Genomic DNA, 16,732 nt, shown 5'->3' with positions numbered 1-16,732 from the left:
CCCGCTCCGAGCCGGGAATGCCGCATGACGATCTATTCTGCCTTCGTGACCTCAGAGTCCGCATCGTGACGACGGGTACGGACACGGTCGTGCCGATCTCGCGCGCGGTCAATGTCAGCGTCGAACAGCCTCAGGTCGTTGCGATGTGCAAGAAGCATGGCGCGATCATCAGTGCGATCGAGACGCTGCCATCGGGCGGAACGCGCGTCGTGCTGATGAACAGCGCGGATGCGGCGAAGATCATCAAGGCGTTCGGGTCAAAGGTCCTGACCGGAACAGTAGCGCGAACCCACTGGATGCGCGCGGTTTAAGGGCGTTCGGTTTAACCCTCCCCCTGGCGGGGGAGGATCGTTCATGTTGCGGGGTAACGTATCAGTCGGCGACCGTGCCGACGACGGCGCCACCGGCACCACCAACGGCCGCGCCCTTCTCGACGCTACCACCGGTCGCGGCGGCAACGCCTGCGCCACCGGCTGCACCGATGCCCGCGCCCTTGAGCGTCGAGCATGCGCTCATCGACACGGCGGATGCGACCAGCAGGGCGGAAACGGCAAACTTCTTCATCTTGGATACTCCTGTCTCTCCGGGGGTATCCAACAAATGCTGCATCGCGGCATCGGTTCCGAAATATTGATGCAGATCGTATCGGCGGGATCAGATCCAGCCGTCGAGCACCTGATCCGGCGGGCGATGGCCATCCGCCCACATCCGGATATTCTGGATGACGCGCTCGCCCGATGCCATCCGCCCTTCGAGCGTCGCGGAGCCCATGTGCGGCAGCATCACGACGTTGGGTAGCGCGAGCAGTCGCGGATCGATCGCCGGCTCGTGCGCCCAGACGTCGAGACCTGCACCCGCTAGCTTGCCTGCTTCCAGCGCATCGACCAGCGCACCCTCGTCGACGATCCCGCCGCGCGCGGCGTTGATGAGGTACACGTGCGGCTGCATCAGGCCGATCCGGCGAGCGTCGATCAGGTCGCGGCTGTCGGCGTTCAAGGGCGTGTGGATCGTGACGATGTCGACCGCCCCGAGCATGTCGTCGAGCGATGCATGGAAGGTGGCGGCCAGCTGTGCCTCGCGGACCGCGGGGAGGCGGGTGCGGTTATGATAATGGATCGTCAGCCCGAACGCGCGTGCCCTCAGCGCGACCGCCTGGCCGATCCGCCCCATCCCGACGATCCCGAGCGCCTTGCCGCCGATCCGGTGGCCAAGCATCCCGCCCGGGCTCCAGCCGTTCCACTGGCCCGACCGCACCAGCTTCTCGCCCTCGGCTAGGCGGCGCGGAACCGACAGGATCAGCGCCATCGTCATGTCCGCGGTGTCCTCGGTGAGCACCCCCGGCGTGTTGGTGACGATGATCCCGCGTGCGCGTGCTGCCTTCAGGTCGATATGGTTCACGCCCGCGCCGTAGTTGGCGATCAGTTTCAGCCGGTCGCCGGCGCCTGCAATGAGCGCCGCATCGATATCGTCGGTCACGGTCGGTACGAACACGTCGCAGTCGGCCATCGCTGCGGCAAGCTGTTCGCGGTCGAGCTTCGTGTCGGCACGGTTGTTCTGCGTGTCGAACAGCGCCTCCATCCGATCCATCAGCGTATCGGCCAGCTCGCGAGTGACGACGACCTTCGGGTTCGGACAGCGGCGTGTGTCGGTCATGCGGATGGCTTGGCGAAGGCGCTCGTGCCCGTCAACGTCCCGTCACCGTCGGGGCCGCAACTTCGGTTGAGGAAAGCGGTTCGTCGCGATAGGAGTTCGGTTCGCCAGTTAGGACATGACCATGCGCATTCTCGCCGCCGCGCTTTCCGTTTTCGTTGCCACCGCGCTGGTGCCCGACCCGGTCGCCGCGGCCGACGCGACGAAGCGCACGCTGCCCTATTACGCGTCGATCTCGGCATCGCGCGCGCGGATGCGGACCGGCCCTGCGCGGACCTATCCGGCGAGCTGGCTGTATCAGCGCCAGGATCTCCCCATCAAGGTGGTCGCTATCTACAAGGAATGGCGCAAGATCGCCGATCCCGACGGCGCCGAAGGCTGGATGCAGGCGAACCTGTTGAGCGGCACGCGCACCGCGATCGTGCACGGCACTGACCCCGTCGAACTTCGCGAGAAGCCCAATGCCGGCAGCCGCTTGCTGTGGCGGGCCGCTCCAGGCGTGGTCGGGCGGTTGAGCCAGTGCGGCAGTGGCTGGTGCCGCATGGACGTGAAGGGGCAGGCGGGGTTCGTGCAGATCGGCGGGCTGTGGGGCGTGGAAGCCGGCGAGACGCTGCCCTGAACTTGAAGACGGAGGTGGAGACTATGCGGATCGTTCGAGATACGCTGGATAATCCCGATGTCGTCGCATTGATCGCGCTGCATCTCCGGGAGGCCTATGCGAACTCGCCGCCGGACAGCGTCTTCGCGCTCGACATGAGCGGTTTGCGTGATCCGGCGGTTACCCTGTGGTCGTGCTGGGACGACCATGTCCTCGCCGGGATCGGCGCGCTGAAGCAGCTTGATCCAGGCCACGGCGAACTGAAGTCGATGCGGACGTCCCCCGATCGGCTTCGCCGCGGTGTCGGTCGTACGATGCTCGATCATCTGATCACCGAGGCACGCTCGCGGGGCTGTGGTCGCGTCAGTCTGGAGACGGGCAGCACCGCGGCTTATGCGCCGGCGCGGTCGCTCTACGAACGAACCGGCTTCGTCGCATGCGAGCCATTCGGCACGTATGAGGACACGGCGTTCTCGCGCTATTACACGCTGGAACTATAGCCGCTGCCACCATACGCGGCGTGTTGACCTCGCTCAGTATCGGGCGGCGCGGAAGCGCGTACACCGGTCCGATGGAAACACTCATCACGACGCTCAAATGGTCCGCCGCAGCATCCGGCGTCATCGCCGCGTTCATGGTGTCGCTCGATTTCGGGCGGCGCGTGACCGGGTGGGGGTTCGTGCTGTTTGTTGCCTCGTCGATCGCCTGGCTGAGCGGTGCGGCCTTGACCGGGGACTGGGCGCTGGGCACGCAGAATATCGTGTTGTTCGGCATCAACCTCCTCGGCGTGTATCGCTACCTCGTGCGGAAAACGGGTGTCTGAGGCTGCGTTCTGGGCGGTGCTGCTGGGGGTGCTCGGAGCGATCATCGGCAGCTTCGTCGCGGCGCTGGTGACGCGCTGGCCTGACGGGCGATCCGTGATGCAGGGGCGTTCGGCGTGCGATGGCTGCGGGCAGACGCTCCGCGCGGTCGAGCTGGTACCGCTGTTGAGTGCGCTCGTCCTGCGTGGCCGGTGCAAAGGGTGCGGAGTCGCGATCAGTCCGGTGCATTGGCGGATCGAGTTGGCGGGGCTTGCGATCGGCTTGGCTGCGGGGCTCGTTGCGCCGGGGATGGTCGGCATCGCCGGCGCGGTGTTCGGATGGTTGTTGCTGGCGTTGGCGAGCCTCGACCTCGTCGCATTCTGGCTGCCTGATCGACTGACGATCCTGCTGGCTGCGACCGGGCTCGTCGGCGCCGCGCTCGATATCGACCCGCCGCTGCCCGATCGATTGATCGGCGGACTCGCCGGGTTCTGCACGCTGTGGCTGATCGCGTTCGGCTACAGGCATTTCCGTGGCCGCGACGGGATGGGTGGCGGCGACCCGAAGCTGTTCGGTGCGATCGGCCTATGGCTCGGGTGGCAGATGTTGCCCGCTGTCCTGCTGATCGCGAGCATGATCGGACTCGGCGTCGTCCTTGCCGCACACCTCAAGGGACGCAGCATGGCAGCGGACACGGCGCTTCCATTCGGCGCGTTGCTGGCGATCGCGGCTTATCCCGCGTGGCTGTTCATGATAGGCGTGACGCCATGATATCGCTCGCTCTTATGCTCGCGCTGCAAGCCGCGACGCTTGCGCCAGCTGCCAATTCAGGTCCGGGTCCCCTCGGCGCGATCGGCACGCAGAAGCTCCCCGCCAAGGGATGCGCCGCGTATCTCTGGAGCATGGACGCCGGTCGGCAACTCGTCGCGATGGCAACCGCCGACCCCGCGCAGATCCGCCTCGCGATCGATGGCAAGACCAGTGACTACGCGATGACGACGCAGTCGCCCACGATCGGCTTCGGTTTTGGGGGCGTGACCCAGTACCGCGGCGGCGACGTGACCGCGACGCTCGACATGGCCGTCGCGGTCCGCGCCGACATCTCGGCCGGCGCTACCGTGACGTCCGCGACGCTACGGATCGACCGCCCCGGGCGCGATACGATCGTCATGCCGGTCGGTGGCCTAATCGGCTGTGTCTGAGGTAAATTTTTGTGAAACCAAGCCGTCCTATGTGCGTTACGTGGACGAAGATGGGGGTGAATCGAGCACGATCGCTGCCTGTAAAGGGGATCGTGTGACAGCTTCTAACAGCCGGCATTATTGGCTCGCTCTGGCGTTGGTAGCGTCGACAACGGGATTCGCGGGCGTCGGTTCCGCGCAGTTGGTGAAGCCGGGCACTGCCCCGGCCAAGGGTCCCGATGCGCCCAAGCCGAGCGATCAACCGCAGTCGAACGATCCGCGTTCCGACGCTCCGATCGTGCCGGACGCCGAGTTCGACAGCGCGTTGCCGCCGTTGAGCGGAGACCTGAATGCGCCGCTCGAAGCGATGGCACCGCTGCCCGCTCCCTCGACGCAGGCACCTGCGACACCCGCCACCGCAACGACCCCCGCCACCACGCTGACCGGCGACGTCCTGCCGCCGACCGGCCCGAGCGACCCGCAACTCGCGCAGCCACTGACCCCGCTGTCGAGTTTCGACACGACCCCGCTCCAGACCGCGGCGGATATCAAGGACAAGGACGCGCCCGACATCCGCTACGAGACCGCGACCAAGGGGCTCGACAAGGCGGGCGACGGCTTGGAAGGCGAATACAAGGCGCTGTCCGCGCTCGCCGAGGGCAAGGGCAAGGCCGCGAACGCCACGCAGGTCGCAGCGCGTGCGCGGGAGGACGAGGCGCTGGCGGTGCGGCTGCTGAAGTCGCTCGGCTATTACGATGCGACCGCGATCTCGACGATCGAGACGATCCCCGACGCCGACAAGACCAAGCCCGCGCGGCTGAAGGCGACCGTCAGCGCGCAACCCGGCCGGCTCTATTCGCTGTCGTCGGTCACCGTAAAGGCGGACGCGACGACGCCTCCCGACCTTGTCCGCACGCAATTGCCGCTCAAGGTCGGCGATCCGATCGAGGCGGCACGGATCCAGGGCGCGGAGGCGAATGTCAGCTTGACGCTGCCGCAGCAGGGCTATCCGTTCGTCAAGGTCGGCGAGCGCGACATCCTGCTCGACGACCAGACCCCGACCGGCGCGTACACGCTGCCCGTCGATACCGGCCCGCGCTCGTCGTTCGGGCAGCTGCGCACCGAAGGCGATCCGGTCTTCAATCTGGAGCATCTCAACCTGTTCCCGCGGTTCAAGTCGGGGGAACTCTACGACAACCGGATGACCGATGATCTGCGCGATGCGCTGGTCGCGACGTCGCTGTTCTCGACCGTCTCGGTCGAGCCAGTCCGCACCGGCACGATCAACCCCGACGGCACCGAGCAGGTCGACCTGCTGGTCCGCCAGAGCGAGGGCAAGCCGCGCTCGCTCGGCGGCAATGTCGGGTTCTCGACCGGGCAGGGCTTCCGTGCGGAAGGCACGTGGCAGCACCGCAACCTGTTCCCGTACGAGGGCGCGTTGATCGGATCGGTGATCGCCGGTACGCAGGAGCAGGGCGTGTCGGGCACGTTCCGCCGCGCCAACGCGGGCAAGCGCGATCGCACGTTCAGCCTGACCGCGGGCGCGAACCATTCGAATTACGACGCCTATGACGCGTTCACGACCAGCGTCGGCGTCCGCTGGAGCTACGATTCCACGCCGATCTGGCAGAAGCCGCTGACCTATTATTACGGTGGCGAACTCGTCGGCACGAACGAAAGCGTCTATGATTTCGGGCAGGGCAGGAACGTCCGCCGGACCTACGGTATCGTCGCGCTGCCGGGCCAGGTGAAGTTCGATCGCTCGGACAGTCTGCTCAACCCGACCAAGGGGTATCGCCTGACCCTCAACCTCAGCCCCGAGACGTCGGTACAGGGGTCGGTCAAGCCGTACATCCGGACGATGATCGAGGGGACGTTCTACTATCCCGTCTCCAGCAGCATCGTCATCGCCGGGCGCGCCAAGGCGGGCTCGATCCAGGGCGTCTCCCGCGACGACCTCGCGCCATCGCGGCGCTATTACGGCGGCGGCGGCGGATCGGTGCGCGGTTACGGATACCAGCGGCTCGGGCCGTTCGATCCCAACGGCGATCCGGTCGGCGGGCGCTCGCTCAACGAATTCGCGCTCGAGGCCCGCTACCGGTTCGGCGATTTCGGCATCGTGCCGTTCATCGATGCCGGTAACAGCTATGAGAGCAGCACGCCGAACCTGTCGTCCCTGCGCTACGGCGCGGGCATCGGCGGGCGCTTCTATACCAGCTTCGGCCCGATGCGTTTCGATGTCGCGACGCCGCTGAACCCACGCGAGGGCGACGGCAAGATCGCCCTCTACATCTCGATCGGGCAGGCATTCTGATGGCCGAAAACGGCACTCCACCTGTCGAACAGGGCCCTGCTGAGCGGGACCAGTTCGAGCAGACTGAAACGGTGATCGTCGAGCGACGCCCCCTGTGGCAGCGTATCGTGAAATGGCTGGCGATCCTCGTCGTTGGCTTGGTCGCGCTCGTCCTGATCGTGCTGTTCGGGATCAACACCGATCCGGGCCGGCGTCTCGTCGCGGACCAGATCGGCGGCTACACGACCGCATCCGGTCTCAACATCAAGGTCGGCCGGATCGATGGCTCGATCTACGGCGCGATGACGCTCAGCGACGTGCGCGTGTCCGATCCCAAGGGCGTGTTCCTGACTAGCCCGAAGCTCGCCGTCGACTGGCGTCCGTTCGCGTTCGCCAAGAACCATGTCGATGTGCGCTCGCTGACCACGCCGCTCGTGACGCTGCAGCGTCGCCCGGTGCTCAACGCGACGCCGACGGATCCGAACGCGCCGTTGCTCCCCGATCTCGACATCGACGTGAACCGCTTGGTGATCGATCGCTTCCTGATCGCCAAGCCGGTCACCGGCCAGACGCATATCGTCAAGATCGACGGCGCGGTCCACATCGCCGACAAGCGCGCGCAGCTGACCACCAACGCGACCGCGTTGACCGGCCCTGGCATCGCTGGCGGCGACCGCCTCGTCCTCAAGCTCGATGCCGTGCCCGAACAGAACAAGCTCGACGTCAACGTGAAGCTGACCGCCCCGGTCGGCGGCGTGGTCTCGACGATGGGGTCGTTCAAGGCGCCGCTGACCGCAAGCGTCGATGGTCGCGGCAGCTGGGCCTCGTGGCAGGGTCGCGCCGTCGCGACGCTCGGCGGCGGACAGCTCGCCAACCTCGGCCTGACCGCGAAGAACGGTCACATCGAAGTGCGCGGTTCGACGCGTCCCGGCCTGTACCTCGAAGGACCGGTCGAGCGACTGACGTCGCCGCAGCTCGACGTTGCGATCGATACGACGCTCAACGACCGCAAGGCCGACACGCGGATGACGCTGAAGTCGGACGCGCTCGCGGTCGACGCCGGTGGCCTGATCGATCTCGCCAACAGCCGTTTCGGCAATTTTGCGGTCAACGCCAAGCTGCTGACGCCAGGCGCGATCCTGCCGAACCTGCGCGGTCGTGACGTCACGGCGCGCGTCGTGCTCGACGGTGCGTTCGCGACGCCGACGGTGGACTACAAGGTCCGCGCCGCAACGATCGCGTTCGGCGACATGGGCGTCGAGAACCTCTACGCCGAGGGTCTCGCGCGCGTGAACTCCGACCGCATCCTCGTGCCGGTCAAGGCGCGCGCACGTCGCGTGACGGGGCTGAACGCAGCAGTCGGCGGGCTCGCGACCAACGTCGCGATCGATGGCGACTTCGCGATCTCGGGCGTCAACGTCCTCTCCGACAACCTCAAGATCCGTTCGGACAAGATCGATGCGACCGCGGTGGTCGTCGCGAACATGGCGACCGGGCGCTACACCGGCGCGCTGAAGGGGCGTATCAACAACTACCGCGTCGACGGCATCGGCATCGTCAACCTGACGACCGACGCCAAGCTGGTGCCGGGACCCAAGGGCGGCTTCGGGATCACTGGTCGCGTCGTCGCGCAGACCTCGCAGATCTTCAATGAGGGCGCGCGCAGCTTCCTCGGCGGCAACGCGATCGTCCGCTCGGATATCGGCTACAGCCCGGAAGGCATCGTTACCTTCCGCAATCTCCGGATGAATGCGCCACAATTCCGCGTCACGCGCGGCGAAGGCCGGTTCGATCCAGCCACCGGCGCCGTGCTGGTGAACGCCGATGCGTATTCGAGCGCCTATGGCCCATTGTCCGCCCGCGTGACGGGCAGCGCGACGGCTCCTGTCGTCGTCCTGCGCGCACCGCGGCCGGGCGTCGGCGTCGGCCTCGTCAATCTCAACGCGCGGATCGTCGGCCGTGGCGGCGCCTACGCCGTCACTGCGAGCGGCGGCACCAATTACGGGCCGTTCACCGCCGACGTGCTGGTCAGGCCGGGCGCACAACTCGCGGTCGACGTACGCCGCGTGGTGTTCGCCGGGATCGTCGGCAGCGGCCGAATCGTCCAGACCGCCGCAGGTCCGTTCGCGGGTGCGCTCCAGTTCGCCGGGCAGGGCCTGTCGGGCAATGTCCGCCTCGCCAACCAAGGCGGCTACCAGCGCGCCGACGTCGCGGCGCGTGCCAACGGCGCCAAGATCCCCGGCGTGGTCGACTTCACCATCGGCCGTGCGATCATCAACGCCACCGCGGTGCTGACGCCCACGCCACAGATCGTCGCCGACGCGCAGGTTGCGGACATGCGCTATGGCGCGATCGTCCTCTCCGCGGCACGTGCGAAGGTGAACTATATCGGCGGCAACGGCACCGCACAGGCGCTACTGACCGGCTCGAACGGCGTACCGTTCCGACTCGCGGTAAACGCCAAGCTCAGCCCCAACAACTACCTCGTCGCTGCACAGGGCCAGGCGAACGGCATCGACTTCCGCACCGTCAATCCGGCGCGCATCCAGGCGGTGAAGGGCGAATACCGCCTGTCGCCGACCCGGATCGACTTCGGTGGCGCAGGCGGCGGCTCGGCGCGCCTGGCCGGCAGCTACGGCCGCGGCACGAACGCGCAGGTCCGGCTCGATCGCCTTGACCTGTCGACGCTCTCCGCACTGGTCCCGAATCTCGGCATCGGCGGCAAGGCGACCGGCAGCCTCGACTTTGCACAGGCAAACTCGGCCGCACTGCCGACCGCGGACGCTCGCGTGACCGTCACCAACTTCACCCGCTCGGGTCTCGCCGCCGTCTCTGACCCCGTCGACATCGTGTTCGCCGGGACGCTCGGTGGCGAGGGCGCGACAGGTCGTGCGCTGGTCCGTCGCGGGACGTCGGTCATCGGCCGCATGGTCGCGAACCTGCGGCCGCTGCCGGCGGGCAACGGTTCGTGGAGCACGCGCCTGATGGCCGCGCCGCTGTCGGGTGGGATCCGCTATAACGGTCCGTCCGCGGTGCTGTTCAGCTTTGCGGCAATTCCGAACCAGCAGCTGTCCGGCCCGATCGCGGTCGCAGCCGACTTCTCCGGGCGCCTGTCCGCACCGCAGCTTAACGGTGTCCTCCGCGCCGATAACCTGACCTACGACAACGAAACCTACGGCACGCGTCTGTCGCAGATGCGGATCGCCGGGCGGTTCTCGAACACCGACCTGCAACTGACTCAGCTCAACGCAAAGGCCGGCGACGGCACCGTGCAGGCGCAGGGCACGATCGGCTTTGCGGCGGACAGCGGCTTCCCGATCGACATCCGTGCGACGCTGAACAATGCGCAGCTTGCTAAAAGCGACGCGATCAGCGCCACCACGACGGGCACGGTCCACCTCACCAACGGGCGCAATGGTGGCCTGATCCAGGGCGATCTTCAGATCCCCGAGGCACGCTACCAGATCATCCGCCAGGGCCAGGCCGAGGTTCCGGAACTGACCGGTGTCCGTCGCAAGAGCGACATCCGTACGGCGGTCTCGACCGATCGCTCGGACGTGCCCGCGATCGGCAAGTTCAAGCTCGATCTTCGCGTCCGTGCGCCGAACCAGCTGTTCGTCTCGGGCATGGGCCTCGAATCCGAATGGGAGATGGACATGCACATCGGCGGCACCTCCGCCGCGCCGATCGTCACCGGCGGCATGGACGTGGTCCGCGGCACCTATTCGTTCTCGGGCAAGCGGTTCGAGGTTAACAAGGGCCAGATCCGCTTCCGCGGCGGTGCGCTGACCGACCCGGATATCAACATCCAGGCGACCACCACGACAAGCGACATCACCGTCGTCATCAACGTCACCGGGACCGGCCAGAAGCCGCAGATCGCGTTCACATCGACCCCGGTCCTGCCGCAGGACGAGGTGCTCAGCCGCCTGTTGTTCGGATCAAGCCCGGCAAACCTTTCGGCGACCGAAGCGATCCAGCTCGCCTCTGCGCTGAACTCGCTGCGCGGGTCGGGCGGCGGCGGCCTGAATCCACTCGGCAAGCTGCGCTCGGCGACCGGATTCGACCGGTTGCGCGTACTTGGGGCCGACCAGGCGACCGGGCGTGGCACCAGCCTGGCTGCCGGCAAGTACATCACGAAGAACATTTATGTAGAGATCGTGACCGACGCGAAGGGCTTCACCTCGACCCAGCTGGAGATCGCACTGACCAAGGCGCTCAGCCTGTTGTCGGCCGCGGGATCGAGCGGCGGGCAGAGCGCGAGCGTGAAATATACGAAGGACTATTGAGTAAAGATCACAACGCGATAGGTTCGGTTATGAAACCTACGGCGTAACGCCGGGGCGTGAGGATGCAGCATGACCGAACATGTCGACGTGATCGTGGTGGGCGCCGGCATTTCCGGGATCGGCACCGGCTACCACCTCCAGACGCGCTGCCCCGACCGGACCTACATGATCCTCGAGGGGCGGCAGTCGATGGGCGGGACATGGGACCTGTTCCGCTATCCCGGCATCCGTTCCGACTCGGACATGCACACGCTGGGATTCGTCTTCCACCCCTGGACGGCGGCCAAGTCGATCGCCGACGGCCCCTCGATCCGCGCCTATGTCGAGGAAACGGCGCAAGCGTACGGAATCGACCGCAAGATCCGCTACGGCCATCACGTCAAGTCCGCCGCGTGGTCGACCGAGGACGCGCGCTGGACCGTCGAAGCGACCGGCCCCGACGGTCCGGTGAAGCTGACCTGCAACTTCCTCTCGATGTGCGCGGGCTATTATAATTACGCCAAGGCGTATTCCCCCGAGTTCGAGGGCGCGGACAGCTTTGCCGGGCAGATCGTCCACCCGCAATTCTGGCCCGAGGACCTCAACTATAGCGGCAAGAACGTCGTCGTGATCGGCAGCGGTGCGACCGCAGTGACCTTGGTGCCGACGATGGCGAAGACCGCGGCGCACGTGACGATGCTCCAGCGCTCGCCGACTTATATCGTCGCGCGGCCCGGCGAGGACGGCGTGGCGAACTGGTTGCGCGGGAAACTGCCGGCCAAGGCTGCGTACGGCATTACGCGGTGGAAGAACGTGCTGATGGGGATGTTCTTCTACCGGATGGCCCGCAAGAAGCCCGCGGTCGTCAAGGAACGGATGATCGGCATGGTCCGCGATCAGCTTGGCCCCGACTACGACGTCGCGACGCATTTTACCCCGCGCTACAACCCGTGGGACCAGCGCGTGTGCCTCGTGCCCGACGGAGACCTGTTCACCGCGATCAACGCCGGCACTGCCTCGATCGTCACTGACACGATCGCGCGGATTACGCCCGAGGGCATCCACCTCGATTCGGGGAAGGACCTGCCCGCCGACGTGATCGTCACCGCCACCGGCCTCGAACTGCAACTGATGAGCGGGGTCGCGTTCAGCCTTGACGGCAAGCCGATCGAACTCGCCGGCCGGCTCCAGTACAAGGGGATGATGTTCGACGGCGTACCCAACCTGTCCTCGACCTTCGGCTACACCAACGCGTCGTGGACGCTGAAGGCGGACCTGACGGCGATCTACATGTGCCGGTTGCTCAACACGATGAAGAAGCGCGGATTGCGTGAGGCTACGCCGCATAACGACGATCCGACGATGAAGAGCGAATCGTTCCTCGACTTCACCTCCGGCTACGTGCAGCGCGCCGCGGCTGCGCTGCCGACTCAAGGTGAGCGCAAGCCCTGGAAGTTGAACCAGAATTACGCGTTGGATATCCTGGCGCTCAAGTTCGGATCGATCGACGACGCCATGCGGTTCTCGAACCCCGTGCGTCTTGAAACTCGACATCCGGTGAGGGCAGGCTGATCTAGCCGCAGCGTCTCGACATTATCGCGTAAGCGGTTCGAGATCTGCGTCGACTGAAAATCTATTGTCGGCCGCAGCGCGACGACTTCCATGATCACGTGAGTAAAGCGTCGTCAAAATCTTATGTTAAGACTTCTCGTCTAACATAGATCAATAGGGAAGGAGAGGCCTAGTACATCGAGCCGTTTGTCGGGAATGATCGCTCTAAATTTCAGACACTACTGACAATCAGCAATGCCATCATCCCTGAAGTGTCGGCCCGACTACCGAAACCCGCTCTTATTCAGCGGATTAGCGATCTTCGGGCCGACGAAACACATTCACCAGGGGCGAATGCCTTCGTAGATGAACGAGATGATGAGCTTCAGCATTTTTATGCTCCCTTATTGACACCCTATTGGGCGCCTCCACTTCATATCGGTTAACAGGTCATTAAACAATATCGTTTGTAATCCGTTAACCATCTTCGCGCTTGCTCGTGAATTACGCACTTAAGGGTATGTTTATGCGTTGCGGATACCTCGGTACGCATGAGGGAAATATCGCACGCGCAGTTCGAGCATGGCACGGCACGGGGGGGGCGGGGACCGATCGACCCGGGTTCGCTTACGGCATCGCCGCGCGATGCTATTTCCCAATTGTCACAGACGGGCTGGCGCTTTCTGATCCTCGCGGAGATCGCTAATTTCGGCGTTCTGCGACGTCATCTCGGCCGACCAAGAGTGGATTCGCTGATCGTCGATGTGGCTGCGCGCATCAGCGAAGCGCTGCCTGATGCCAGGGTTGTGATAGCAGGCCGAGATGTCGCCGAAGTGGCTTTCGAATGTGAGGCACGGCTGGCGTTGGACGTGTCGATCGCTGCGTTGGAAGTGGCGTTCGAACGGGCGTTCGATATCGACGGCGAATCACACACGATTCAGATTCGCCTCGGTGGTGCCGCAGCGGCGGGGCATCGCGACGAAGTTCATCTGATCGAGGAGGCTGAATTCGCGCTGTCCGAGGCGCGGACCGAGCGTTCGCCGATCGCGCGGGACGCGACGGGCAATACTGCCGCGATCGATCGCGCCGAACTTGCGGAAGATCTGACCAAGGCGATCGAGAGAGAGGAGCTGTTCCTCCAGTATCAGCCAAAGGTTCACCTTCGACGCCAGGAGATTACCAGCGTCGAGGCGCTGGTTCGGTGGAACCATCCGACGCGCGGACTGGTGTTGCCCGGCGATTTCATTCCGCTGGCCGAGGAGTCGCGGGATATCGTCGCGCTGACGCTCTGGACCATTCGGCAGTCGATCGAGGATCAAAAGACGCTCGCCGACCATGGCCACGACCTGCGGATCTTCATCAACATCGCAGGCGTCCTGCTGGCCGACACGTGTTTCGTTCGCCGCGCCTGCGCGTTGGTCGAGGCCAGCGGCGCGCGTCTCGGGTTCGAGATTACCGAGACATCGGTGATCCGCGATCCGGACAGTGCGATCGCCAATCTGAAGGTCTTCGCCGAGATCGGCATCGTCATCGCGATCGACGATTACGGCGCCGGATTGTCATCGCTCGCGTATCTCAAGCAATTGCCGGCACGCGAGTTGAAGATCGACAAGCTGTTCGTGACGCAATTGACGAGCTCGAACCGCGACCCGCTGATCGTACGATCGACGATCGATCTTGCTCATGCACTCGAGATGGAAGTGGTCGCCGAGGGGGTGGAAACTCAGGCGGCGATGGCTCTGCTGTCCGTGATGGGGTGCGACATGATCCAAGGCTTCCTCATCAGCCGCCCGATCAACCTCGATGCGCTCATCCACTTCATGGAAGACGGAAAGTATCAAGCCATGGCCGCGGATCTGCGGGCACCATTCAGTCGGTTGGCGACCGTCTGGAAGCGTGGCTGACGCGGATGCGTATCCGAGTTGCATTGGACGCCGCCTTCGCTCTGTTGCTCGCGGTCGCGCTGGTGCCATCAGGTGCAGCAGCGCAGTCTGAGGACACCGCCGCGGGCAATTTCGAAACCACGGTAGCCGACGCAAACGCTACCATGCTGATCGATCCAGCCAAGGCGCTGACCAAGGCGATCGTCGCGGAGCGATACGGTGCGCAAATCCCGGAACGTCGGTCCCGCGGTATCGCTGTTGCCAGAGCACAGTGGTTGCAGGGCGAAGCCTATCTTCGAACGAACCATCCCGACAAAGCAAGCGGGCCGATTCGACACGCGATCGAAGCGGTTGCGCGTCTTCAACCCAGGTCGAAGCTGCATGCGGATCTGCTGATATCGCTTGGCTGGGTCGATAGCTATGAGGGGAGGGTCGGTAACGCCTTGGTCGATTACCAACGCGCGTTCGGGATCTATCGTGCGTTGAACGATCCCCGCGGCCAAGCTCGAACATTGGTGTTCATCGCACTGCTCTACACTCAGGCGAAAGATCCCGAGAACGCCGAAAAATACTATCTTCAGGCGCTCGATGTCTACGAGTCCGACATCAATCTATCGGTTTCGATTTACAACAATCGTGCCTTGGTTCTAGCCGAAGCGGCAAAATATCCACAGGCCGAAGCGCAACTGAAGACTGCGCTCGAGTTGGCAAAAAAGCTCGGCAGCCGAAATCTGCTCGAACAAATTTACATGAACCTTGCACGCGTTCAGCTCGACATGGGCAATCTGGCACTCGCCGACAGGGCGATTGCGCAGGGGCGCGCCGTGGCCGATCCGGCAGATGAGAGTCTGTTTGGACGCTTGATGGCTACTGCGGCGCAATCGGCGTTGCAGCACGGTGACCTGGATCGCGCCAAGCGTTTGATTGCGGAAGCACTGGTCGGCGTAGACCCAAAGGTCACCGGCATCTCGTACCGAGACTTTCACCAGACCGCCTACAACATCTTCGTGGCAACCGGTGATACCAAGTTGGCGCTCGTGCATCTCCAGGCACTCAAAAGACTTGACGATGATGCGACAAAGCTTGCTACGAGTACCAAGACCGCGCTGATGGCGGCGCGGTTCGACTTTGCGAACCAAGAACTCAAGATCAGCCAACTCAAGGCAACCGAACTTCAGCGCAGCATCGCCTTCGAGCGCGCGCGTGCGCAGACCGAGCGGTATGTCTTCATCGGCGCGGCTCTGGCGGTCGCCGTCGTCATCGGGCTCTTGGCGATCGGCCTTTTCACGATCCGCCGCAGTCGCGATCAGGTTCGCGCGGCAAACGACGATCTAGCGGTGACGAATGGTGCTCTGGGGAAGGCTCTCGCCGCCAAGACGGAGTTTCTGGCGACCACCAGCCACGAAATCCGGACGCCGTTGAACGGGATCCTCGGCATGACCCAGGTGATGCTCGCCGATCCGAAACTTGCGCCGGACATGCGTGACCGGATTGGCGTGGTCTACGGGGCGGGCGTGACGATGCGCGCGCTGGTCAACGACATCCTCGACGTTGCCAAGATGGAGACGGGCAACCTGACGATCGAAGCGGTGCCGTTTGACATCTGCGCGACCGTGACCGACGCGACGCGGATGTGGGAGGAGCAGGCGCGCGCCAAGGGCTTGTCGTTCGTGGTCGATCTCGGGGGCTGTCCGGCGATGATCGTCGGCGATGCCGTCCGGGTGCGCCAGATCGTCTTCAACCTCCTTTCCAATGCGCTCAAGTTCACCAAGTCGGGAAAGGTCGCTCTGACGATCGACGTCGGCGAGGACGACCAGCTGCGGGTCGCCGTGTCCGACTCGGGCATCGGCATCGCGGCGGAGAAGTACGAAGAGATATTCGAATCGTTTCGCCAGGCGGATGCCGGCACGACCCGACAGTTCGGGGGAACCGGTCTCGGCCTTTCGATCTGCCGCAATCTCGCACGCGCTATGGGTGGCGACGTGTCTGTGACCAGCGTGATGGGGGAAGGGGCGACGTTCACGCTCGTCCTGCCACTGGTTCGCGCCGAGCCGACGGCCGAGGTCGCGGTGGCGGCCGATACCTGCCCGGCCACGCTCGTCGTCGACCATAATCCGATCACACGGAGCATGTTCAAGGCGTTGCTGGCGCCGCACGGAAGTCCGGTGGTCTTCGCGACATCGGTCGACGAGGCGGTCGCGCGTCTCGCTGCCGGTGGCGTGGCGCGTGTCCTGATCGACGATGCGACGGTGCGGGTCGGGGGATCGCCGCATGCAGGGTTGTCGAGAGTCGCCCAGGCCGCCGATGCTACGGGTGCGGAGACGACATTGCTCTGGCCGGTGGCAGCCGAGCCGGAACGCGCGGAGTTGATCGCGACAGGCGTCACGCGTGTCGTCGCCAAGCCGGTCAGCGGCGGTGCGCTGATCGACGCGATGTTCGCAAGGTCAGTTTCAATAAACAACGTAATTCCCGACCTTGTGCCCCGTGCTGCATGACGCGTAGATGCAG

13 protein-coding genes are annotated in these 16,732 nt (G+C 64.8%); 11 read left to right on the top strand and 2 right to left on the bottom strand.

Annotation, left to right across the window (positions count from 1 at the left end; translation table 11 throughout):
* Positions 1-65: 65 nt before the first annotated feature.
* A complete protein-coding gene (locus IFT67_RS13195) occupies positions 66-311 on the top strand; it encodes a hypothetical protein (protein WP_132833271.1) in 246 nt (81 codons plus the stop codon).
* A 61-nt stretch (positions 312-372) separates the two neighbouring features.
* Here the strand turns inward: IFT67_RS13195 and IFT67_RS13190 are convergent, their stop codons facing one another.
* Entirely contained in the window at positions 373-564 is a 192-nt protein-coding gene (locus IFT67_RS13190; RefSeq protein ID WP_093399163.1) for a YMGG-like glycine zipper-containing protein, read from the bottom strand.
* Between the two features lie 90 nt (positions 565-654).
* On the bottom strand, positions 655-1,653 hold the full coding sequence (locus tag IFT67_RS13185; protein ID WP_192238734.1) for a 2-hydroxyacid dehydrogenase: 999 nt from the start codon (positions 1,651-1,653) through the stop codon (positions 655-657).
* A 115-nt stretch (positions 1,654-1,768) separates the two neighbouring features.
* Here IFT67_RS13185 and IFT67_RS13180 point away from each other — a divergent pair, with 115 nt between their 5' ends.
* The 10 genes from IFT67_RS13180 (at position 1,769) to IFT67_RS13135 (ending at position 16,719) form a co-directional block, all read left to right on the top strand.
* On the top strand, positions 1,769-2,269 hold the full coding sequence (locus IFT67_RS13180) for an SH3 domain-containing protein (RefSeq protein ID WP_192238733.1): 501 nt from the start codon (positions 1,769-1,771) through the stop codon (positions 2,267-2,269).
* A 23-nt stretch (positions 2,270-2,292) separates the two neighbouring features.
* Positions 2,293-2,748, top strand: coding sequence for a GNAT family N-acetyltransferase (locus IFT67_RS13175; RefSeq protein WP_192238732.1), 456 nt, complete (start codon positions 2,293-2,295; stop codon positions 2,746-2,748).
* 71 nt (positions 2,749-2,819) lie between these two features.
* Positions 2,820-3,071, top strand: a complete 252-nt coding sequence (locus tag IFT67_RS13170) for a hypothetical protein (protein ID WP_107963586.1) — start codon at positions 2,820-2,822, stop codon at positions 3,069-3,071.
* Positions 3,064-3,819, top strand: a complete 756-nt coding sequence (locus IFT67_RS13165) for a prepilin peptidase (protein WP_192238731.1) — start codon at positions 3,064-3,066, stop codon at positions 3,817-3,819. Before IFT67_RS13170 ends, IFT67_RS13165 begins: the two co-directional genes overlap by 8 nt.
* Positions 3,816-4,250: a hypothetical protein gene (locus IFT67_RS13160; RefSeq protein WP_192238730.1), complete on the top strand. Its 435-nt coding sequence runs from the start codon at positions 3,816-3,818 to the stop codon at positions 4,248-4,250. Before IFT67_RS13165 ends, IFT67_RS13160 begins: the two co-directional genes overlap by 4 nt.
* Before the next feature lie 94 nt (positions 4,251-4,344).
* Positions 4,345-6,543 (top strand): autotransporter assembly complex protein TamA, encoded by a 2,199-nt coding sequence (locus IFT67_RS13155; protein WP_342450618.1) that lies wholly within the window; start codon positions 4,345-4,347, stop codon positions 6,541-6,543.
* Positions 6,543-10,811 (top strand): translocation/assembly module TamB domain-containing protein, encoded by a 4,269-nt coding sequence (locus tag IFT67_RS13150; RefSeq protein ID WP_192238729.1) that lies wholly within the window; start codon positions 6,543-6,545, stop codon positions 10,809-10,811. Before IFT67_RS13155 ends, IFT67_RS13150 begins: the two co-directional genes overlap by 1 nt.
* A 69-nt stretch (positions 10,812-10,880) precedes the next feature.
* Positions 10,881-12,362: a flavin-containing monooxygenase gene (locus tag IFT67_RS13145; RefSeq protein WP_192238728.1), complete on the top strand. Its 1,482-nt coding sequence runs from the start codon at positions 10,881-10,883 to the stop codon at positions 12,360-12,362.
* Between the two features lie 530 nt (positions 12,363-12,892).
* Positions 12,893-14,245 carry an EAL domain-containing protein gene (locus IFT67_RS13140; protein WP_192238727.1) on the top strand — a complete coding sequence of 451 codons (1,353 nt, stop codon included), beginning with the start codon at positions 12,893-12,895 and terminating at the stop codon, positions 14,243-14,245.
* A gap of 23 nt (positions 14,246-14,268) precedes the next feature.
* Positions 14,269-16,719 (top strand): ATP-binding response regulator, encoded by a 2,451-nt coding sequence (locus tag IFT67_RS13135; RefSeq protein WP_244647389.1) that lies wholly within the window; start codon positions 14,269-14,271, stop codon positions 16,717-16,719.
* Positions 16,720-16,732: the final 13 nt, after the last annotated feature.

Source organism: Sphingomonas sp. CFBP 13728 (genome assembly GCF_014841895.1).
In the GTDB taxonomy this organism is placed as follows: Bacteria; Pseudomonadota; Alphaproteobacteria; order Sphingomonadales; family Sphingomonadaceae; genus Sphingomonas.
Note: the sequence above shows the minus strand (reverse complement) of the source record. Positions and strands in the feature narration are given on the sequence as shown.

Excerpts from the sequence above, each read along its gene's own strand:
- IFT67_RS13190 (WP_093399163.1), bottom strand. The coding sequence starts at position 564 with ATGAAGAAGTTTGCCGTTTCCGCCCTGCTGGTCGCATCCGCCGTGTCG.
- IFT67_RS13185 (WP_192238734.1), bottom strand. The coding sequence starts at position 1,653 with ATGACCGACACACGCCGCTGTCCGAACCCGAAGGTCGTCGTCACTCGC.
- IFT67_RS13180 (WP_192238733.1), top strand. The coding sequence starts at position 1,769 with ATGACCATGCGCATTCTCGCCGCCGCGCTTTCCGTTTTCGTTGCCACC.
- IFT67_RS13175 (WP_192238732.1), top strand. The coding sequence starts at position 2,293 with ATGCGGATCGTTCGAGATACGCTGGATAATCCCGATGTCGTCGCATTG.
- IFT67_RS13170 (WP_107963586.1), top strand. The coding sequence starts at position 2,820 with ATGGAAACACTCATCACGACGCTCAAATGGTCCGCCGCAGCATCCGGC.
- IFT67_RS13160 (WP_192238730.1), top strand. The coding sequence starts at position 3,816 with ATGATATCGCTCGCTCTTATGCTCGCGCTGCAAGCCGCGACGCTTGCG.
- IFT67_RS13150 (WP_192238729.1), top strand. The coding sequence starts at position 6,543 with ATGGCCGAAAACGGCACTCCACCTGTCGAACAGGGCCCTGCTGAGCGG.
- IFT67_RS13145 (WP_192238728.1), top strand. The coding sequence starts at position 10,881 with ATGACCGAACATGTCGACGTGATCGTGGTGGGCGCCGGCATTTCCGGG.
- IFT67_RS13140 (WP_192238727.1), top strand. The coding sequence starts at position 12,893 with ATGAGGGAAATATCGCACGCGCAGTTCGAGCATGGCACGGCACGGGGG.